Genomic DNA, 20,095 nt, shown 5'->3' on the forward strand with positions numbered 1-20,095 from the left:
TGTGCCGGAAGGACAGTGCGCGGGAATCGTCGGCGGAGGAATTGGCGGGCTGACGGCTGCCATCGCGCTCCGCAAAGCAGGCTGGGATGTCACCGTGTACGAGCGTGCGTCCGAGTTTACGGAGGTAGGCGCCGCCGTCGTGTTGTTTCCCAACGCTCTGGCAGCGTTGGACGAAATCGGTGTAGGCGAACAGGTCAGGGCGAATTCCCTTCCGTACAGCTCGGGCGCGATCAGGAATCTGCGCGGGCAAAATCTGGTGACGCGCAGAATTGGCGACCTCGCCGGCGGTCGCGATCTGGTGACAATCCACCGCGCCGATCTGATCGACGTGTTGGTTCGCGCCCTCCCCGCCGAGTGTCTACGCACCGGAACCAGGGTGACGGGTGTGGGCTGCGGAGATCACGGCCGCGCCGAGATAGTCACCGACGGTGATACCGCTCGATACGACCTTGTCGTTGCCGCGGACGGTGTGCACAGTGTTGTGCGACAGCAGATCTGGCCCGGCGAGGGAACCGTGGTACATACCGGAGTGTCAGCTTGGCGCTGGATCGTCGATGGTCCACCGCCGGATTTTGTCGGACAGGTATGGGGGATTCGAGGGGAGTTCGGGATTCTCCCGTTGGCGGGCAACCGCACCTACGCTTTCGCGGGTGCGCAACGCGGCGAGAGTCTTGCGCATTTTGCGGACTGGCCCGAACCTGTGTCGCAGCTCGTCGCGAACGCTGACCCGGCCCGCATCATCGAGAACGAACTGCTCGAGATTCGGACCCCGAAGTTGTTGACACGCGGCAAAGTTGCGTTGATTGGCGACGCCGCTCATGCCATGCGCCCTCACCTCGGGCTAGGTGCGGCTTTGGCGATCGAGGACGCCGTTACTCGCCTGCTGGCGGCGGTGCGTGACGTCGTTGTGCGGTTGACTCCCGACATCCTTGCCTTGTCGGTATTCGGTGTGATCAACCGTTGGCGGCCGAAGCCGATCGAGAGGCACTGACTTCGAAGATGGTTTCCAGACCGTCTTCTTCGTCCCACTGCTCACCGACTTCGCAAAAATTGTACTGGCTGATCAGGTTTCGAGATGCGGCATTGTCCGGGCTGATGGTCGCGCGAACGATGTGTACTTCGGATTCGCGACTCGCGACGTCGAGAAGTATCTCGAGGGCGGTTCTTGCGTAGCCCTGACGCCGGAACGCCGGGTCGATGCGATATCCGACCTCCACCATCCCGCGCGCATCGGGGCGACCGTGGAATCCGGCCAACCCCACCGGCGTCGAGGTGCGGGCATCGACTGCGATGCGGGTGATCCACGCGCTGTCGAGGGGATTCTCTGCTATCTGCTTGCTCCGGTAGCGCCACAAGCCCTGGCATTCTTCGCCGAGGAGATAAGGGGTCAGGAGGTCGGGTGCGAGTTCCATTGCAAGAGTGGCGTTGTCTTCACCAAGTGCGTGGAGGGCGAGTGATGGAACCTGGACCAGTTGAAGTCCACGTCCGCCGAGTGTCCAGGGTAGTTCGGTGACTGTCACAGGTCGGCGATCGGAGTCGACAGCGTTATGTCGACGCCGATGCTCCGGAGATTGCCGTCGAGAACCTGCCAGATGGAGCGCCCCAGGAACTCGGCCAATTCCGCACTGGACACATCGGAACCCGGCTGGCTGAGCCAACGGTTGACGCTGACGTCGACCAATCCGATGACGCCGAAAGCCAAGGGCTCCGCCATCTTCGACGGTTTGCCACGGCTGGTGAGGATCGTGCCCAACAAATTTCCCAATTGGACGGCGATGGCCGTCTTGGTTCCGGTCACCACTTTCGAACCGGTGGCCCGCGTACTCGGCGAGCCCTTGCCTAAAAAGTGGTGCAGTCGTGGATATTTCACAATCCACTGAAGGTAGGTCTCGACGGCCCGTGAGATGGCCTCGCCGACGGTGCCCTTCGGCGTGAGAGTGGGGGCCAGGTCGGTCATCATCATCTCGAGGATGCGGACTCGCAGCTGCTCGTCGAGGTCGGCTCGATCCTTGAAGATCCGGTAGACAACGGAACGGGGGACGTCGGCGCGCTCGGCGATCTGCTGGACGCCGACGTCGGCGCCACCTTCGTTGACTGCATCGAGTGCTGCGTCGAGGATCCGCGCTTTGCGCTGCTCCTTGTGATCGTTCCAGCGAGTGCTGCGCCCGTCGGGCTGCGCCGACTCGGCTGTTTTTGTCATAAATCGAACGATACTCACCCCGCCATTGACTGGACAAGATGTCTCACATACTTTGGTGGGACAGCGTGTCACACACAGATACCGTTCTCTTCAGGAGTGGCAATGAGTAACAGGGTTTTTGTCGTCGGCGTCGGCATGACGAAGTTCGAGAAGCCGGGAGCCCGCGAGTGGGACTACCCCGACATGGCACGCGAGTCGGGTACCAAGGCGCTCGAAGACGCGGGTATCGACTACACCGAGGTCGAGCAGGCATACGTCGGCTACGTCTACGGCGAGTCCACCGCAGGTCAGCGCGCTGTCTACGAGCTCGGTCTGACGGGTATCCCCATCGTCAACGTCAACAACAACTGTTCGACGGGATCGACCGCGCTCTACCTCGCCACGCAGGCGGTCAAGAGTGGTCAGGCCGACTGCGCACTCGCGCTGGGCTTCGAGAAGATGCAGTCCGGGTCCCTCGGATCCACCTACGACGACCGCGAACAGCCCCTCATGCGGCACCTCCTCGCTCTCGCCGAGCTGCAGGAGTTCGCGATGCCGCCGGCTCCGTACATGTTCGGCGCCGCGGGCGTCGAGCACATGGAACGCTTCGGAACCACTGCCGAGCAGTTCGCGAAGATCGCCGTCAAGAACCACAAGCACTCACTGAACAACCCGTACGCGCAGTTCCAGGACGAGTACACCCTCGAGCAGATCCTCGAAGCACGCCAGATTCACGGGCCGCTCACCAAGCTCCAGTGCTCGCCCACCTCGGACGGATCCGGCGCGGCGATCATCGCCAGCGAAGCATTCGTCGAAAAGCACGGGCTCGCTGCTCAGGCGATCGAGATCGTCGGACAGGCCATGGTCACCGACATGAACAGCACTTTCGAGGACAAGAGCGCCATCAGCCTCGTCGGCGCGGACATGACCCGCAAGGCCGCCGAGAAGGTATACGCCCAGGCCGGGATCACCGCCGACGACGTCGACGTCATCGAACTCCACGACTGCTTCTCCACCAACGAGTTGCTGACCTACGAGGCACTTGGACTGTGCGCCGAAGGTGACGGCGGCAAGCTCGTCGACGCCGACGACACCACCTACGGCGGACGCTGGGTGGTCAACCCGTCCGGCGGCCTCATCTCGAAGGGCCACCCCCTCGGAGCAACAGGCCTCGCGCAGTGCGCCGAACTCACCTGGCAGCTCCGCGGAACCGCGGACAAGCGTCAGGTCGACGGCGCGAAGGTCGCCCTCCAGCACAACATCGGACTCGGCGGTGCAGTTGTCGTGACCGCATACAAGCCCTACGCACGCTGAATCACACCCTCAACCCGCCAGCTACCCACTAGGAGTTTCATCATGGCTTCCGTTTCCGTCTCCGCCGTACTGCCCGCATCCCCCGAGAAGACCTGGGATGCGCTCTCCGATCTGTCTCGCTGGGAAGAGTGGCTCACCATTCACCAGGGCTGGAAGAGTGAACTCCCCACCGAGGTCGCGTTGGGCGCCAAGTTCACCGAGGTCGTCTCCGTGATGGGTATGGCCAACAAGATCGAGTGGACCGTCGAAGAGGTCGAGGTTCCGAAGATGGTCAAGATTGCCGGTACCGGAATGGCCGGCGTCACCGTCGAATTCATCCTCTCGGTCGAGGCCGACGGTGCGGGTTCGAAGGCAACCGTCGACGCCAGCTTCAAGGGCACCATGATCGTCGGGCCGATCGGCAAGGCAGTTGCCAAGAACGCCAAGGCTGATCTCGAGGCCTCGCTGGCCAAGTTCGCCGAGCTGGTCGGGTAACGGCTCGATGACGACACCGAAGACCAACGCGGTCGAATTCGATACGTCCGGGCTGGACGTATGGACCGATCCGGAGCACTTCGAGGTGACAGCCGAGCGCATCGCCGAATATGCCGCTGCCACAAACGACCCCATCGAGCGACACCTGAAAGGCGAGATCGCTCCGCCGGTCTTCGCGGTGGTACCCGTCTTCATGTCGATGGCACCCGCTGCGCTGTCGGTGGCGCCGGTCGAACTGCTGATGAAGCTCGTTCACGGTGAGCAGGACTTCCTGTTCCACCGTCCGATCTACCCCGGTGACCACCTTGTCGCTCGTGCCAAGCCCATCGGATTCGAGGGCCGGGACAACGGATCCACCGTCGTCATCTACGTCGAAACCAAAACCGACAAGGGTGAATTGGTCAACGAGCAGTGGATGACGGCCTTCTTCCGCAAGGTCGACGCGGGCCCCGGACTTGGCGAGAAGGCTCCCGAACACCGATTCGACGACGCTCTTCGCGCTGGTAGACCCGCAGCGGTGGTGAACCAGCACATCGACGAGGACCAGACATTCCGGTACTCACCGGCTTCCGGCGATCCGATGCCGATTCACCTCGACGAGGAGATCGCTCGGATGTCCGGTCTCCCCGGAATCATCAACCATGGACTGTGCACGATGGCGTTCACGTCGTGGGGAGCCCTGACCGAACTGGCAGGCGGCGAGACCGAGCGGTTGCGCCGTCTCGCAGTGCGATTCGCGAAACCCGTACTCCCGACCCAGGACATCGAGACGGTGTTCTACAAGTCGGGTTCGGCAGACGGAGCCACGTCGTACTCGTACGAAACCAGCGCGGTCGGCGACCTCGTGATCAAGGACGGCCTGGCGGTCATCGCCGACAAATGAGTCTTCATGTCCGACAACTGAACTGATGGGAATCTGAACTGATGGGAAGTCTCGACGGTCGCGTAGCGATCATCACCGGAGCAGGACGCGGCATCGGCCGTGAGCATGCGCTGCTCTTCGCTCGTGAGGGTGCGAGCGTCGTGGTCAACGATCTCGGCGGAGCAAACGACGGTTCCGGTGCAGATGCCGGCCCCGCGCAGCAGGTAGTCGACGAGATCGTCGCTGCAGGCGGCAAGGCTGTTGCCAACACCGACAACATCGCCACCTGGGACGGTGCCGAGGGCCTCGTCAAGCAGGCCGTCAGTGAGTTCGGCCGACTCGACGTCCTGGTCAACAACGCCGGCATTCTTCGTGACGCCTTCATCGCGGGTATGGACGAGAGCCAGTGGGACGCAGTCATTGCCGTGCACCTCAAAGGGCACGCAGCGACACTGCACCACGCTGCCGCATACTGGAAGGACCAGAGCAAGGCAGGCGAGACCGTCAACGCTTCGGTCATCAACACTGCTTCGGCTTCGGGTACCTTCATGCCCAATGCGGGCCAGGGCAACTACGGTGCAGCCAAGGCGGGCATCGCAGCCCTGACGTTGGTGGCCGCTGACGAGCTCGATCGATACGGCGTGCGCGTCAACGCAATTGCGCCGATCGCGCGTACTCGACTGACGCTGGCGACACCCGGTATGGGTGCGCTCTTCGCGGCCGAGGTCCCCGAGGGTGAGTTCGACGCGTTTGCGCCGTCCAACATCTCGCCGCTCGTGGCCTATCTCGCGGCGGCGGACTGCAAGCTCAGCGGCAAGGTGTATGCCGTTCAGGGTGGGGCCATCACGGAACTCGCCGGCTGGCACGGTGTGAACACCATCGAGAGCGAGGGTCCCTGGACCACCGCTGACCTCGCAGAACGACTGTAAGCGCATGGCACGCAACGCATACGAACTCGGCCTCGGGCTGAGTGAGGAGCACACCGCGCTTGCAGATTCGGTGCGCTCCTTCGCCGAGCGCACCATCACCACCGAGCAGGTGCGCGCGGCCGTGGAGTCGCGGACCGAGGACAAGTTCCCCCAGTTCTGGACGGCACTCGTCGGGCAGGACCTTCTCGGGCTCGCGGTTCCGGAAGAGCAAGGTGGTCACGGCGCCGGCCTGCTGACCTTGGCGGTGGCACTGGAAGCATTGGGCCGCACAGTCTCTCCCGGCCCGTTCGTTCCGACGGTATTGGCAAGTGCCGTTCTCGGTGTCGCCGATTCCAAGGCGGGACCCGAGTTCCTGCCCGGTCTGATCGACGGAAGTCGTACGGCAGCAGTCGCCTTGGGTGCACCGTTGGCGGCCGAGTCGTCGGACGGTGGGTACAAGATCACGGGCGCACTCGACGGTGTGCTCGGTGGTGAGCACGCCGACGTACTGCTGGTTCCGATCCAGTTGCCCGAGGGCGTTCGCTACGCGGTGCTCGAGAGCAGCGCAGTCGCGATCACCGTTCAGGACAGCATCGACGTGCTGCGCGGTAGTGCGCGGATCGAAGCTGACAATGTTCAGATCAGCGCCGAACGGATACTCGACGGTCTCACCGAGGCGCGGGTACGGTCCATTGCCGCAGTCGTTCTCGGCGCCGAAGACGTCGGCGTCATGTCCTGGTGTGTTTCCACTGCGTCGGAGTACGCCAAGACACGCGTGCAGTTCGGGCGACCCATCGGCCAGTTCCAGGGCGTCAAGCACAAGTGTGCGCAGATGGGCATTGCGCTCGAGCAGGCACGCGCCGTTGTGTGGGATGCGGCAAGCGCATTGGACAAGGGCGACGACACGGCAGATTTTGCCGCCGACATCGCCGCAGTCATCGTGCCGGACGCCGCAGTGCAGGTAGCGCAGGACTGCGTGCAGGTTCACGGCGGCATCGGATTCACGTGGGAGCACGACGCACACCTGTACTACCGCCGCGCGCTCTCGATCCGCGGCATTCTCGGCACCCGCGAGGATCGAGCCAATCGTGTTGCGCAGCAAGCACTTGACGGTGTCAGCCGGGCTTCGGTTCTCGAACTGCCGCCGGAGGCAGAGGAGATCCGCGGCGGCATCGCGGCCGAGCTTGCCAAGTTGGTCGAGCTCGACGAGGACGACCAGCTGATCGCGCTCGGCGACGGCGGCTGGGTTCAGCCGCACCTGCCGAAGCCGTACGGGCGCAGCGCCGCTCCGCTCGAGCAGATCGTCATCTCCCAGGAGATCAAGGCTGCCGGTATCTCGATGCCGCAGCTCCTGATGGGCACCTGGGCCGTGCAGGCCGTCGTAGCGCATGGTTCGGACAAGCAGAAGCAGGAATTGGCAGTACCGACCCTGCAGGGTGAGCTGGTGTGGTGCCAGCTCTTCAGTGAGCCCGGTGCTGGTTCCGACCTCGCATCACTGTCGACGAAGGCCGAAAAGGTCGACGGCGGTTGGAAGATCACCGGTCAGAAGATCTGGACCACGGTTGCTCAGTTCTCCGACTGGGCAATGCTGATCGCCCGCACGGACGCCACCAAGCCGAAGCATCAGGGCATCACCTACTTCGTGCTCGATATGTCGACACCGGGCATCACCGTCCGCCCGCTGCGTGAGATGACGGGCTCGGCGCTGTTCAACGAGGTGTTCCTCGACGACGTGTTCATCCCCGACGAGAACGTGGTCGGTGAGGTCAACGACGGTTGGAACGTCGCCCGGACGACGCTGGCCGGCGAGCGCGTCGCGCTCAGCCAGAAGATGGAGGCATACGCCTCGGACTCCGATCTGCTGAAGTTCGCGAAGTCGGCAGACCTGAGCCCGATCGGACGCTACCGTGTCGGCGAGCTGGTTGCGGAGAGTCAGGCGATCGACCTCATCGGCTCCCGCGTTGTGCTCAAGCAACTTTCGGGGATCGACGTGAGTACGACGTCGAGCGTCGGCAAGCTGTTGGCGATGAAGATCAGCCAGTCGATCGCCGAGTTCGTCGTCGCCGAACTGGGTGCTGCCGGAGCGGTCAGCATCCCAGGTCAGCCAAGCGACAAGGCGATGGAGCAGCTCATTTCGGGCCGTGCCACCACCATCTACGGCGGCACAACCGAGGTGCAACTCAACGTGATCGGTGAGCGCATGCTCGGATTGCCGCGAGACTGAGGGTATTTACCGGTGAGGCTCAGTCCTGGATTCTTCTCCAGGGCTGAGCCTCTTCCAGTTCGAAGGCCAATTCGAGGAGCGTGCGCTCGTCGCCGAGATCGGCGGAGAAATGCGAAGCCAACGGCAAACCGTTGCTGGTCTGATGCATCGGTAGCGAAATCGCGGGACCACCGGAGATGTTGTTGAGCGGTGTGAACGACGTGTACGCGATCAACTTGTCGAAAAGCTCCTCGAAAGGCTGAGCGGGAGAGAGGTATCCGAGCTCGGGGGTGGTGTGCCCCAGAGCCGGCGAGAGCACGACGTCGTACTTCAAGAACATGGCGCTGTACTGCTGCTGGAGCCGTCGCAGACGGTAGAGCACGCGCGGCGTCTTCACCAGGTTCTTCCGGTACAGCGTGTAGAGGCCCTTGGTGAGATTGTCGGTGCCGGACTTGTCGAAGTCGGGTCCGAGCATTTGTTTGCCACCGGTGGAGATGGCAAACGACAGAAAGCCCCAGTAAATGCTGAAGTCGTCGATGAATTCGGGGCCGACGGGCAGTGCCGCGTCCTCGACATGATGGCCAAGGCTTGCAAGGAGTTCGGCCGTAGCTTCGACGGACTTGCGCGTCTCGTCGTCCGTCTTGGTGACGGTTACGGAATCGGCGATCACGCCGACGCGCAGGCGGGTTGAGCTGGGTCCTTCGATCAAGCGAACCGGTGCGAGTCGCGGATTGCGGTAGTAGTTCTCAGCCGCAGACATCCATCGTGCAGTGTCGCGAACAGTGCGAGTAACGGCGCCCTGGGCGATCAACCGGATCGGCATCGACTTGTCGGCCGGATCGGCGATGGTGCGTCCGCGAGTGGGTTTGAGTCCGACGAGTCCGCAGGCAGCGGCGGGAATGCGAATCGATCCACCGCCGTCGTTGGCGTGCGCGATCGGGAGTACGCCGGCAGCAACAAGCGCGGCTGCGCCTCCCGAGGAAGCGCCCGACGAGTACGCCGGATTCCACGGGTTGTGCACGGGTTCTTCCGTCATGTATTCGGTGGACGCACTGAACCCGAACTCGGGCAGTCGGGTCTTGCCGATCGAAATGGCCCCGGTGGAGAGGAACTGCTTCGCGAAATCGCTGTCGGCTTTGGCGGGGATCGCGGTGAAGGCGGTACTGCCCTGCTGGGTGGGAAGGCCGGCGCTGTCGGTGTTGTCCTTGATCGCGGTGGGGACACCGGCAAAGACGCCCTTGGCGGGCCGGTTGCTCCTGGCGAGGGCACGATCGAAATCAGTGCAGGCCAGACCGTTCAATTGCCCCTGCACTGCCTCGGCGCGGGCGATTGATGCCTCCATGACTTCCCGTGCGGTCACCTCGCCTGATTCGATCCGGGCGGCGACGCCGGTGGCGTCGAGGTCGCCCAGGGCGTCGTCGGTGAAAGCGTGGATGGGGGTGTTCGCGGTCATGGGGATCCTTGTCAGGCGGAGGCACTCAGGTCGTCCGTCCAGCATATTGGACGGACGACCCCTGAGTGGCGCTATCTGTGGATTGCGGTATCAGCTACCGAAGATCGTCACTGCCTGCTCTGCTGCCTGCGGCGCCTGCTGGAACACTCCCTGTGGGATGAACTGCTGCGGAATGAACTGCTGGGGGCCCAACTGCTGGAAGTTCGTGACCATCGGGTGGATGACGTTGTTGAATACATCGTTGAACATGTGTTGTGTCCTTCGGTTACAGCGTTTTTCGAACTTCTGACTCCATCGACACTAAGCACGGTTCTGACGAGTTTCAACGAAAATTGCTGATACACAAGCAAGTTCAAGTTCATTGCCAGCTGGGGGCCAGGAATCGGTCTTCCTTCACAGCTTGGACGCTGCGCCGTGCAGGTTCTTGGCTGTCGGGGAGGTCTCGACGGATTTGGGATCGGGGTACGTGCCCAGTACTCGATCGGCAGTTCCCGCGGTGGTGACGGTGAACCAGTAGTGCTCGTTCTTGAAGTGGTGGTTGCGGTGGTTGCGCCAAACTGACCGGTAGAGAGCAGTTTTCGGCTTGTAGTCACTGTGGATGAGGAAATGAGTCCACTCGTAACCGAGGCCGAGCACGGAAATGCAGGTCAGGAACGTCAGACCGAGTTCGACGCGGGGAAATGCCAGGAGGGCGACGGCTGTCAGAACGGGAATCACGATCAGGAGCGTCTGCCACGGGATGAAGATGAGTGAGACGGTTCGCGGCGCAAAGTGGTGTTCCCGATGGCTGCGCGCCAGCCGTGAATCGAGTGTGACGCCGGCAATGGTTCGTGGCTTCCAATGAAGAACGAAGACGTGAATGATCCACTCCACGAAGGGGAATGCGGCAAGCATCACGAGCGGAACGAGGGCGTCGGTGATCTGCCAGTTGCCCACTGCGATGCGCGCCGCCGCGGCGGCCAGCAGCATGGTGCCGATCATCCACGGCGTCGGTGACTTGCGGAACGTCCGTGCCGCATCGGCGAGAGTAAGAGGCTTGCTCATGGTTTCAGTCCTTCCAGGAAGGTGAGAGCGTCGCCGATTGCCGTCGTGCCGGTGTGAAGGAGCTGTGCGGCTGACGCCTCGGCAGTTGGCTCGTCGTGTGAAGTGATGGCGGAGGCCAGTTTTCGATACAGGTCGGTCTGGCCGACTTCGGCGACCATGACGGATGCAAGTGCAGTCATAGCCGGCTCGTATGCAGCCCGAAGGCTGTTGAAGATCAAACGGAAGGCAATGGAATCTGCGCTGTCGACGACGACGTCCCAGAACGCCAGAGCGCGGTCTTGCAACTCCACTGGATCTTCGGTGGCGCCTAGTTGATCAACGGCCGTGTCGAGTTCTCGGGCGGATTCCGCGGAGATGCGACGGGCGGCCAGCACAGCGATCTGCGGTCCCATCAACTCGCGAGTTTCCAGGACGCTGCGCACCACGCTCAGGTCGGGGACGCCGTCGCGCACCAGCAGCTGGGGGAGAAGTTCGGGTCCGGCCTGGCGTCGAAAATCGCGCACCGACGTGGACTCGCCCTGGCGGACCTCGACGAGTCCGGCCTGGGCGAGCTTCTGAATTGCCTCGCGGACTGCGGGCCGCGAGACGCCGAATGCCTCGGCGAGCTTGCGCTCGCTGGGTAGTGCCTCACCCGCAGCCAGCTCTCCGGCCAGCACTTTCACCGATATCTGATCGAAGACTGCGCCGGAGGCCGAGGTACGTGCAACGGGTTGGAACATGTACCGACCTTAAGCGCTTGCTGGTGAGAGGTCAAGTGGTATTACCAGTTGAGCACTGGCGTGAAAGAGATACGTCTTGGCCAAGAGGCTTCACCGTAACGGCGCAGGTGAGAGTAATTTTAGGTAGCCCTAATTCGGATAACCGTCAGGAAACCCATGACATCACTCCTGTTACCGACTCCAGATACCGATGCAGAGTTCGCTCGCATCACCGCTGCCCTGACTCGACGCGGCTTTCTCGGCGGAAGTGCCGCCGCGCTGTCCACACTTGCTCTCGTCGGATGCAGTAGTGGGGAGGGCGGTGACGGTGCGGACGGCGCAACTCGTACTGTGCAGACGCACTACGGATCCGTGGATGTTCCCGTCGATCCGCAGCGCATCGTCGCCGTCTCATACAACACCCCGTGGCAGTTGCAAGCCGTCGGCGCCCGACCCGTCGCGACGCTCGACTACAGCGCGTACATCGACCAGTTCATCCCGACACAGCAGAAGTTCATCGACGGCTTGTCCACGGTGGGGGTTTTCCTCGAGGTCAACCGCGAAGCCGTCGTGGCTGCCGCGCCTGATCTCATCGTCGGCGATGCGTACGAGATCGACGAGGACATGTTCCGCGAGCTCTCGAAAATTGCTCCGACAGCGGTGTATTCGGGCACGAACCGATCGGATTGGCGCGCTGTCGCCGAGGGTGTCGCAGACGCGGTCAACAAGGGTTCGGCATTGACGTCGAATCGCGAGAAGTATCAGGCGATGCAAGAGCGAATCCGCACCGAATACGCCGCGCAGCTTGGCGAGAATCGGTGGGCCCAGGTTGCTATCGGTGGTTCGGAAGGGCACTTCTCCATCTTGTATCCAACCGGAGTGACCGGCGCGATGCTCGCCGACCTGAACGTGACCCGCGGCGAATTCATCCCGGACCTGCGCCCAGCCACCGGCTTCGAAGCCTTCCCGCTCGAACAACTCGAAATGCTGCGGGACGTCACCGTCGTCATCTACCCGAAGCAGCCGAACGGAACTGATTCTGCAGGAATGAAATCCGTCTTCGCCAGCCCGCTGTGGAGCCGCATTCCGGCAGCAGCTTCGGGCCGGGTATTCGGAATCAGCACTCAGGTCACCGACTACGGCACTGCAATCAACTGGCTCAACGAACTCGAAACCGGCGCCTTGGAGGCACTTTCATGACATCACTTCTATTGCCCACCGCTGACACCGATGCCGAATTCGCTCGCATCACCGCAGCACTTACCCGACGCGGTTTCCTCGGAGCCGGTGCCTTGGCGGGGATCGGATTGCTCACGGCCTGCGGAACCAGCTCCGGTGAATCGGCCGAGGGTTCGATGCGCACCATCAACACGGCTCTGGGGCAGGTGGAAGTGCCCACCAACCCGCAACGGGTGGTCAGCGCCGATTACTACACGGGCCCCGCGATGTTCGACGCCGGGTTCACACCGGTCGGATTGCCGGTCGACTACGAGAACGCCGACGGCGTCCCGGAACCCTATGCGTCCGCTCTGCGGTCTCTCCCGAAGGTGGGACGCTGGTACGAGCCCAACGCCGAGGCGATAGCGGCTTTGTCTCCCGACCTGATCGTGATGACCAACCTGCTGTCGGAGAACAACCCGGATCTTTACGAGCAGATCCGGTCGATCGCACCGACCGCGGTTTTTGCCGAAGACGGGCAGTACGCATGGAAGGAGCGCGCCTTCGGAGTCGCGGACGCGCTGAACCAGAGCGCGAAGGTTCAAGAGTTGGCAGATCGGTACGAGGCGCGGATCGCCAAGTTCCGCAGCGACAACGCTGATGTGCTGAGCAAGGTTAAGGTCGTCTACACCACGTACTTCGAGGAGAGTGGTTTCTCGCTGTACTCGCCGACCAAGTATCAGACGACGGTCATCAGCGAGGCCGGGTTCCAGTTCAACGACCGTTCGCTCGCAATTCCCGCCGGCAGCAACGAGTGGTTCCCGAGGGAGCAGTTGGAGCTACTCGACGAGGCCGACGTCATCATCACCAACAGTGGCAAGGGCCCCATCAACGAGAAGTTGGCGAACGACACCATCTTCCAGCGTCTGCGCGCCGTCAAGAATGATCAGGTGTACTCGTTCGACTACGAGGGCGTCGCGTCCTTCGGTTGGGCCCTGACATTCCTCGAGCAGTTCCAGCCGATCGCTGAGGAGATCAGAGCCAAGCTCTGATCTCCTCAGCAATCAAGAGGACGCCGGCGTCACCACATTCAGCTTCGGTTGATGCTGGTCGGTGTATGCCCACGGGCGGATCTTCTCCAGTGCTTTGCCGATCCGGAACACGGTCGGTTCGTCGTACGTATGGCCGACGATCTGGACGCCCGTGGGAACACCGTTGTGTGCGTGTCCACTCGGCACCGCCAATACGGGGCACCGATTGGCGACGTTGAACGGCAATGTGAGAAGTGCTTCGGCGGTGGTGTTCACGTGCTGACCCGCCACAGTGAGGCCGTCGAGCAAAGACTCGCCTGCCGGGAAGGCGATGGTGCCCGAAGTCGGGCAGATCAGCGCATCGAATGGAGCCATCGCCTCGGCGAGCTCTCGTTGCATTTGGGTTTCTTTGCGAAGGCCGTCCAGAAATGACATTTCCGCAGCGCCCTTCGACGTGCTCGCGACGTTGTCGAGCGTGTAGTCGGCAAGAAGATCACCGTGGACGCGAGCAACTTCCGCGACGGATGCACCCATGATCGTTCCGAAATGGACTTTCACCGCTGCTGCCATCGAATCACGAGTCCACGGCAACTCGATCTCCTCGACGATCGCGCCGGCATCGACCAACGACTGTGCGAGAGCCCGTGTGTTCGCCTCGATGTCAGGTTCGATGGGGAAGTCACCGAGCCGCAGGCACAGGGCAATTCGCATTCCCTCGACCGACGGGTACTCGTGTGGCAGCGTGATCGCCGGCCTCAGGGAAGAATGGTCACGCGGATCCGGCCCGATCAGAACGTTGGCCAAAAGAATTGCGTCGTCGACAGTTCGGGCCATCGGACCGTCGCCACGGTAGGAATCCATGGACAGCGGGGCGACCCCGGCGATACGCCCGTACGATGCCTTGAGGCCGACGGTGCCGGTAAAGCCTGCCGGGCCTCGTGTCGACCCGCCGATATCGGATGCTGTTGCCAGAGTAGTAGTTCCGGCGGCGAGTGCGGCGCCCGCACCTCCGGATGAACCTCCGGGGCTGTAATCGAGGTTCCAGGGATTGCGGGTCACGCCCCACAAAGGAGAGTGTGTGAACGCCGCGACGCAGAATTCCGGTGTCGTCGTGCGTGCGTGAATCAGGCCGCCTGCTGCCAGAACTCGGTCGATCACGGGTGCGTTCTCGCGGGCGATGTTGCCGCGCCCTGCCAGAGAGCCTTCGGTCAGCGACTTTCCGGCAATGGCATGTTTTTCCTTGGCAGCTACCGGAATTCCCTCCAGTGGCCGCGGGTCGGGTCCTTGGCCGCGATACCGGCTCTCGGCATCCCGGGCGCCTGCGAGTGCCTCGTCGAACATCTCTTCGGTGAAGGCATTGATGTGAGGTTCGAACTTCTGAGTTCGGTCGATGATTGCCTGTAGCAGTTCGACCGGAGACAATTCCCGCGCGCGAAAGTGAGCAATGGCTTCGGTGGCGCTGAGGTAGTGCAGTTCGTCTGACATGACGTTATCTCCCTGGGACAGTATGTGTGGGAATCACGCGCTCCGCGCAAGGGCTCCCAGCGCGGCCGCGGTCATGGCTGTGACACCTTCGGGTAGGGCCGCGGCGGGATCTGGGGCGAAGCGCGGTGAATGATTCGACGGCGTGCCGGGTGGTATCCGTCCCTCGGCGAGCGCGGCAAGGGCGGTTCCGTCGAAACTTTGAAGTGCCGTTCCGCCGAAATGCCAGAATACAGAAGGGCATTGGGCGGCAGTGCCGAAGATGCCGAAGTCCTCGCTACCTGAAAGTGGTTGTGACAGAGTGTGCATTCCCAAGCCGGCCTGTCGCAGGTCGGACATCACTGTGGACGTGGCGTCCGGAGTGTTGACCGTGGCCGGAAAGCCGTTGTACGCATGTACATCCGGCGTCTCGACGGCGCCGGCTCCGTCCGCTTCTGCGCGGGCTATCCGGCGCACCGATTCGAGCATGTTTTCTCGTGACGTTGCGCTGAAAGTCCTCAGGCTGAGCAGTAGTTCGGCTTCATCGGCGATGATGTTCGCAGCCGTGCCGGCGTGCAAGGCTCCCACCGTGAGCACAGGTGCTGTCGGGGTTGCCGCTTCATGAGCCACCAGACTTTGAATGCGCAGCGCGAAAGACGCTGCCATCAACAAAGGGTCGATGCATGCGTACGGTGATGACGCATGTCCACCACGGCCGTGAAAAACCACTCGAATCGTGTCGGATGCTGCCATCAAGATGTCGGGTTTGCTGACCAACATCCCCGCCGGAGTTGGGCCCACGTGCTGTCCCAGACAGAGGTCCGGTCGCGGGAAGCGGTCGAAGATTCCGTCGTCGACCATCGCACGAGCGCCGGAGCCGGTCTCCTCGGCAGGCTGGAAGACCGCGACAACAGTCCCGGTGATCGATGTCGAATCCGCGGAAAGTGCGGCGCACGTGGCAAGTAGCGCGGTTACGTGGACATCGTGGCCACACGCATGCATGACTCCATCAGTTCTGGAGGCGTAGGACAGCCCGGTGTCTTCTGCCACCGGCAACGCGTCCATGTCGGCGCGTAGCAGGATCACCGGACCGCTGCTCCCTTCGAGAACACCGACGACACCCGTACCGCCGACCCCGACCGTGACGTCCCAGCCGCCGATTCGCCGAAGTTCCTCGGCAACAATTGCGGCGGTGCGAGTTTCGTCGCCGGACAACTCGGGGTGTGCGTGTAGGTCCCGGTAGAGCTCGAACCAGTGCGGCTCGACGGTTCGCAACCGCGACGGGTCTCCGAACTCGAGATTCGAAAGCAGTTGATTCATGGTTGATCTTCTTTCAGTTGGCGGTTTTCAGTTGCACCAGGTTCAGCATCTTTTCCCGGGTTTGTGGTGCTGCCATGACCGCGACGATCGCCACGACGGGCCCGAGTGCGAGCGATACGAACGCCGCTGACCAGGAGAGATGGTCCACGATGAATCCGAATACCAACGGCGCGACTATTCCGGCGACCATGCCGCCGAAAATGATCATCGACGAGGCTGCTCCGACCACCGACGAAGGCAGGCTACGAAGCGGAAGTGCAAAACACGGCATGAAAGCGAAAGAGGCAGCGGCAGATCCGAGGGTGACGAGAACGACGAACAATGCCGTGTTGGAGACGAAAGGAATCGAAACGAGCATCACGATGCACGCGAGCATGGACGGCACCACGACGACACGACTGTTGCCAGCCAGTCGATCGGAGATTCGCCCGCCGATGACGGTGGTCACGGCGGCCACCACGGTAGCCGGAATCAGAAGGAGGCTTGCGCTCGAGAGGGCGATTCCACGTTCGTCATGGAGGTACGACGGAACCCACGACGACATCCCCCAGATCACGAAGTCGTATCCGAAGAACATCAAGGCGAAGAGCCACATCGCGCGGGAGCGAAGTACGGTGCGCATGTTGTCCCAGGAGGAATCCGGACCGTGGTCGTTCTCCGCCGGAAGTGCCGGCGGGAGCCACAACTTGATGCTGACGAGCGAGAGTACGCCGAGCGCCGCGACGGCCAGAAACATTCCACGCCAGCCGATCAACGGGAGAAGTGCTGCCGCAACAACGATGGCAAGAAGCGTACCGACGGCGTTGGAACTGTTCATCCATCCTGTGGCAGTGGCACGTTGCTCCGGGATGCTCCGCTCGGCAACGAGCTTTACTGCAGCTGCCGGAAACACGCCCTGCGCGAGACCGAAGAGAAAGCGAACAACCAGAAGCGTCCCGAACGACCAGGCAAGGGCAGTGAGGCCGGTGAAGACACTCCACGCCACCAACCCGATCAGAGCCATCCGGACTGCGCCGTATCGATCGGCGAGCAGTCCACCAGGCAGTTGGGCCAGCGTGTATGCAATGAAGAACGTGGAGATGATCAATCCACGCTGGGAGTAGTCGAGATCGAACTCCTCACCGAGCAAGGGGAGAGCGAGGTTGATCGCCAGCCGATCTATGTAGTCGATCGCGTACGCGACGAACAGCAACGCGACCGTGACTTTGGTGGAGCGAAGCACTGGGCCTCCAAGTGGTGAACCTGTGAAGTGATTCACACATCTTTGGCAAACAGGCAGGGATCACCGACCAGAATGCAGTAATCCGGCAATACTGGGCCGATGAAGCCGGAATCCGACGCATTTGTCATCGCGGAATCTGATCTGGAGATCATCAATGCACTTCAGCTCAACCCCCGCGCGTCGTGGACGCAGTTGTCGTCAGTGCTCGACATGGATTCGACGACGATCGCCCGCCGGTGGCGTCGCCTCGTCTCGAACGGTCATTCGTGGGTCAACGCGGTCGCAATCGGTCGAACCCACATATTCGGCTATCTCCTGATCAGGACCACACAGGATTCCGTTGCCGACGTGGGGGAGCTGTTACGTCAACTCTCCTGTGCCTATCTGTTGGCCAGGACGGAAGGCGAGTACGAGTACTTCGTCGGAGTCGTGGCCGCCGACCACAAGAGTTTGGACGCTTTGGTGTGTGAGCACCTTGCCGCCGACCCTGGAATTCTGTCGATCAGAAGCCGGGTCGGGGTGAAGGTGTACCGGGACGGGTTCAGCTGGGAGCCGGGCGCTCTGGGGCAAGCGGGTCGGGCTCAGCTGGCAACGGCATCGACAAAGGGCGCTGCGGTGCCGGCAGATCCGACAGAGTTCCGCGAGTCCGACGGTGCCCTGTTGGAGGCGCTCGGCCGTGACGGACGTGCCAGCTATGCGCGTCTCGCCGCGATTTGTGGAACGAACGAGACTGCGATTCGACGGCGCTTGGCCCAACTGACTGCGTCGCAACAGTTGATTTTCCGCTGCGATGTCTCGCAACAGGCTGTCGGTTCACCGTTCGAAGTGATCTTCGACGTCGCTGTGGACGGTTCCACCGACGAACTCGGCAATCTTGTGTCGAGTTGGCCGGAGATCAGATTGTTGGTGGCGACCACCGGAACAGCGAACATGTTGATCAGCGTGTGGCTGAGCAGCCTCGCGCAGAGTCTTGTCGTCGAGGATCGACTCCGCCGAATCGGTAGTGTGCGGATCCTTGATCGACGTGTCTCGTTGTACCCGATGAAGCGATTCGGACAGCTGCTCGGACCAAGCGGAGTGGCAGAAGGTCATGTGCCGGTCGCGATTTGGGGTGCCGGCGACCTTCTTCGCTGAGCGTCAGTCGATCGGCGTCCGATTGTCGTCGACGAGGTGCGTAGCGGAGTCGGTCGCACGGGAGCGCTTCCAGATCATCCGAGCCAGTGCGCCCAGCACGGACACGGCCAGGACAACGCCACCGCCGATGATGCCGGCCGACGAGTCCGGGAAGATGCCCTCGAGCAGCAGCCAGACACCGAAGACGAAGAACAGCACCGCGGCGCCGATCTTGATGAATCCGTCCGGAAGGTGCTTGCCCAGCACCGAGCCGACGATGATGGCGAGAGCGTCGGCCGCCACCATGCCTACCGTCGACCCGATCCAGACGCCGATCCAGTCGTTGTCGGTCGCAAGGGTGATGGTGGCGAGCATGGTCTTGTCGCCGAGTTCTGCCAGGAAGAAGGCCGAGGCGACGGCGATGAAGGCGGATCGCGTGACGCGACCGGCCTTGTTCTGCTCGTCGTCGGTGAGATCGTCACCGCGCAAGGTCCAGAGGCCGAAGATCAGGAAAGCGATACCGCCGACGATGGAAATCGCCGCGGTGGGGAGGGCGACGCCCAGGTAGTGGCCGACGGCGACCGAGACGAGGTGAACAAGGGTGGTGGCGACGGTGATTCCGCCGAGGACGACCCACCAGCGATAGCGCAAGGCAAACGTCATTGCCATCAGTTGCGACTTGTCACCGAGTTCTGCGACAAAAATGACGCCGAAACTCAAAAGTATTGCGGCAAGCAAGATTTACTCCTCCGGTCGGTGTAGGTCGGAGGAAATGCGAGCCTCCGGCCTGGGCAGGCGCAGTGGGTGCGCTTGTCCGGCCGAAGGTCTCGCCCACCGAGGCCACAGGACCTTCGGTTCGCCAGGCCGGGTGCTTCGCGATCCGCACCAGGCGGAGCGCGTCGAACCAGTATGTCGACACGGGCGATTGGGGGCTACTCCCCTTCGTTGCTGCCCACGTTAGCGCGCCTGAAACGAATTGGCAAAGCGCACAGCAAGTTTGGGAGTCCGAACTTATCGCTTACCGGGGCCGTCACGAGGCGAGGAGCATGGCCAAAACAGCGGTGTCGGGATCGCTGATCGGATCGATGCCGACACGACTGATCATGGAGACGACTGTGCCGTCCGGCTCAGCCTCGACCCACGCCGCACGATGCTCCAAACCCAGATAGGGAAGGCCTGGCAGCAGTACACACCCCGACGCGCTGCCCTCGCATTCCGGCAGGCTGGGCGTGGTTTCCGACGGTGGGTGCAGCATGATCAGCGCCGGTGGCTGATGGTCGGAGAAACGGCCGGGTGTCAAGGCGAAATCGCCGAGTACCGGACCTTCGGCGACCACCAGACCGACGGTGCCCGGCTGCGGATCTTCGGGAACGTCTTCACGGACCCCGAAGACCGTCGTGGTCGGCAACAAACCTGGCATCGAGGCCACGCGGACAGCCAATGCGAGAAGCTGCGCCCACTCCTGGGTGGTGTCCGGCCAACGACCGGAAATGACGAACCCCTGCAAAGACCCAGCGGCTTGGAACGGAGAAATGCCTATTGCTTCGTTTCTGTTCATTTCTGTTCCTCCCTCGGTGCTGGGGCAAATCTCGGGCAGACGCGCATGCGTCGGTCCGGCACACCTCGTTGGGTAATCGAAATATGCACCCATTCGG

General features: G+C 62.4%; 20 protein-coding genes. 9 read left to right on the forward strand and 11 right to left on the reverse strand.

The features are described from left to right. The first annotated feature begins 1 nt into the window (after position 1). The gene (locus RWT78_RS01285) at positions 2-991 is read left to right on the forward strand and encodes an FAD-dependent monooxygenase (RefSeq protein ID WP_314673442.1); all 990 of its coding nucleotides are present in this window, start codon (positions 2-4) and stop codon (positions 989-991) included. Here RWT78_RS01285 and RWT78_RS01290 read toward each other — a convergent pair. Then, the gene (locus tag RWT78_RS01290; RefSeq protein WP_283377334.1) at positions 954-1,520 is read right to left on the reverse strand and encodes a GNAT family N-acetyltransferase; all 567 of its coding nucleotides are present in this window, start codon (positions 1,518-1,520) and stop codon (positions 954-956) included. The genes RWT78_RS01285 and RWT78_RS01290 overlap by 38 nt on opposite strands. Further along, on the reverse strand, positions 1,517-2,200 hold the full coding sequence (locus RWT78_RS01295) for a TetR/AcrR family transcriptional regulator (RefSeq protein WP_081557182.1): 684 nt from the start codon (positions 2,198-2,200) through the stop codon (positions 1,517-1,519). Before RWT78_RS01295 ends, RWT78_RS01290 begins: the two co-directional genes overlap by 4 nt. A 102-nt stretch (positions 2,201-2,302) precedes the next feature. On the opposite strand from RWT78_RS01295, the gene RWT78_RS01300 reads away from it, so the two are divergent. Genes RWT78_RS01300 through RWT78_RS01320 form a run of 5 tightly spaced genes read left to right on the forward strand, consistent with a single transcriptional unit; the run spans position 2,303 to position 7,961 of the window. Further along, positions 2,303-3,493, forward strand: a complete 1,191-nt coding sequence (locus RWT78_RS01300) for a lipid-transfer protein (RefSeq protein WP_007735955.1) — start codon at positions 2,303-2,305, stop codon at positions 3,491-3,493. A 42-nt stretch (positions 3,494-3,535) separates the two neighbouring features. Then, positions 3,536-3,967 carry an SRPBCC family protein gene (locus RWT78_RS01305; RefSeq protein WP_030535858.1) on the forward strand — a complete coding sequence of 144 codons (432 nt, stop codon included), beginning with the start codon at positions 3,536-3,538 and terminating at the stop codon, positions 3,965-3,967. A 7-nt stretch (positions 3,968-3,974) separates the two neighbouring features. Then, positions 3,975-4,850: a MaoC/PaaZ C-terminal domain-containing protein gene (locus RWT78_RS01310; RefSeq protein WP_030535857.1), complete on the forward strand. Its 876-nt coding sequence runs from the start codon at positions 3,975-3,977 to the stop codon at positions 4,848-4,850. Positions 4,851-4,891: 41 nt separating this feature from the next. Then, on the forward strand, positions 4,892-5,758 hold the full coding sequence (locus RWT78_RS01315; RefSeq protein WP_003944152.1) for an SDR family oxidoreductase: 867 nt from the start codon (positions 4,892-4,894) through the stop codon (positions 5,756-5,758). Between the two features lie 4 nt (positions 5,759-5,762). Next, positions 5,763-7,961 (forward strand): acyl-CoA dehydrogenase, encoded by a 2,199-nt coding sequence (locus RWT78_RS01320; RefSeq protein ID WP_209448225.1) that lies wholly within the window; start codon positions 5,763-5,765, stop codon positions 7,959-7,961. Between the two features lie 19 nt (positions 7,962-7,980). Here RWT78_RS01320 and RWT78_RS01325 read toward each other — a convergent pair whose 3' ends face one another. The 4 genes from RWT78_RS01325 to RWT78_RS01340 form a co-directional block, all read right to left on the reverse strand. Further along, the gene (locus RWT78_RS01325) at positions 7,981-9,393 is read right to left on the reverse strand and encodes an amidase (protein ID WP_050655963.1); all 1,413 of its coding nucleotides are present in this window, start codon (positions 9,391-9,393) and stop codon (positions 7,981-7,983) included. Between the two features lie 90 nt (positions 9,394-9,483). Beyond that, positions 9,484-9,642: a hypothetical protein gene (locus RWT78_RS01330; protein WP_003944172.1), complete on the reverse strand. Its 159-nt coding sequence runs from the start codon at positions 9,640-9,642 to the stop codon at positions 9,484-9,486. A gap of 144 nt (positions 9,643-9,786) precedes the next feature. Next, positions 9,787-10,437 (reverse strand): sterol desaturase family protein, encoded by a 651-nt coding sequence (locus RWT78_RS01335; protein ID WP_020968076.1) that lies wholly within the window; start codon positions 10,435-10,437, stop codon positions 9,787-9,789. Further along, positions 10,434-11,156: a FadR/GntR family transcriptional regulator gene (locus RWT78_RS01340; protein ID WP_007735969.1), complete on the reverse strand. Its 723-nt coding sequence runs from the start codon at positions 11,154-11,156 to the stop codon at positions 10,434-10,436. Before RWT78_RS01340 ends, RWT78_RS01335 begins: the two co-directional genes overlap by 4 nt. Positions 11,157-11,312: 156 nt before the next feature. On the opposite strand from RWT78_RS01340, the gene RWT78_RS01345 reads away from it, so the two are divergent. Beyond that, positions 11,313-12,335, forward strand: coding sequence for an ABC transporter substrate-binding protein (locus RWT78_RS01345; protein WP_003944181.1), 1,023 nt, complete (start codon positions 11,313-11,315; stop codon positions 12,333-12,335). Then, positions 12,332-13,345 carry an ABC transporter substrate-binding protein gene (locus tag RWT78_RS01350; protein WP_003944194.1) on the forward strand — a complete coding sequence of 338 codons (1,014 nt, stop codon included), beginning with the start codon at positions 12,332-12,334 and terminating at the stop codon, positions 13,343-13,345. The genes RWT78_RS01345 and RWT78_RS01350 overlap by 4 nt, the downstream gene beginning before the upstream one ends. A 12-nt stretch (positions 13,346-13,357) precedes the next feature. On the opposite strand, the gene RWT78_RS01355 is transcribed toward RWT78_RS01350, so the two are convergent. The 3 genes from RWT78_RS01355 to RWT78_RS01365 are packed head-to-tail and all read right to left on the reverse strand — an operon-like array spanning position 13,358 to position 17,327. Further along, on the reverse strand, positions 13,358-14,809 hold the full coding sequence (locus RWT78_RS01355; RefSeq protein ID WP_314673443.1) for an amidase: 1,452 nt from the start codon (positions 14,807-14,809) through the stop codon (positions 13,358-13,360). A gap of 33 nt (positions 14,810-14,842) precedes the next feature. Continuing rightward, complete coding sequence (locus tag RWT78_RS01360) at positions 14,843-16,105, reverse strand: amidohydrolase (protein ID WP_314673444.1); 1,263 nt, start codon at positions 16,103-16,105, stop codon at positions 14,843-14,845. Positions 16,106-16,118: 13 nt separating this feature from the next. Then, positions 16,119-17,327 (reverse strand): MFS transporter, encoded by a 1,209-nt coding sequence (locus tag RWT78_RS01365; RefSeq protein ID WP_030535848.1) that lies wholly within the window; start codon positions 17,325-17,327, stop codon positions 16,119-16,121. A gap of 99 nt (positions 17,328-17,426) precedes the next feature. Between RWT78_RS01365 and RWT78_RS01370 the strand changes: the two genes are divergently transcribed. Continuing rightward, on the forward strand, positions 17,427-18,461 hold the full coding sequence (locus RWT78_RS01370) for an Lrp/AsnC family transcriptional regulator (protein WP_054781284.1): 1,035 nt from the start codon (positions 17,427-17,429) through the stop codon (positions 18,459-18,461). Between the two features lie 3 nt (positions 18,462-18,464). Here the strand turns inward: RWT78_RS01370 and RWT78_RS01375 are convergent, their stop codons facing one another. Together RWT78_RS01375 and RWT78_RS01380 are read right to left on the reverse strand one after the other, a co-directional pair. Then, positions 18,465-19,178 (reverse strand): TMEM165/GDT1 family protein, encoded by a 714-nt coding sequence (locus RWT78_RS01375; protein ID WP_058227350.1) that lies wholly within the window; start codon positions 19,176-19,178, stop codon positions 18,465-18,467. Positions 19,179-19,470: 292 nt separating this feature from the next. Next, positions 19,471-19,998, reverse strand: a complete 528-nt coding sequence (locus RWT78_RS01380) for a hypothetical protein (protein WP_003944138.1) — start codon at positions 19,996-19,998, stop codon at positions 19,471-19,473. Positions 19,999-20,095: the final 97 nt, after the last annotated feature.

It is taken from the genome of uncultured Rhodococcus sp. (assembly GCF_963525155.1).
GTDB classification, from domain to species: domain Bacteria; phylum Actinomycetota; class Actinomycetes; order Mycobacteriales; family Mycobacteriaceae; genus Rhodococcus_F; species Rhodococcus_F qingshengii.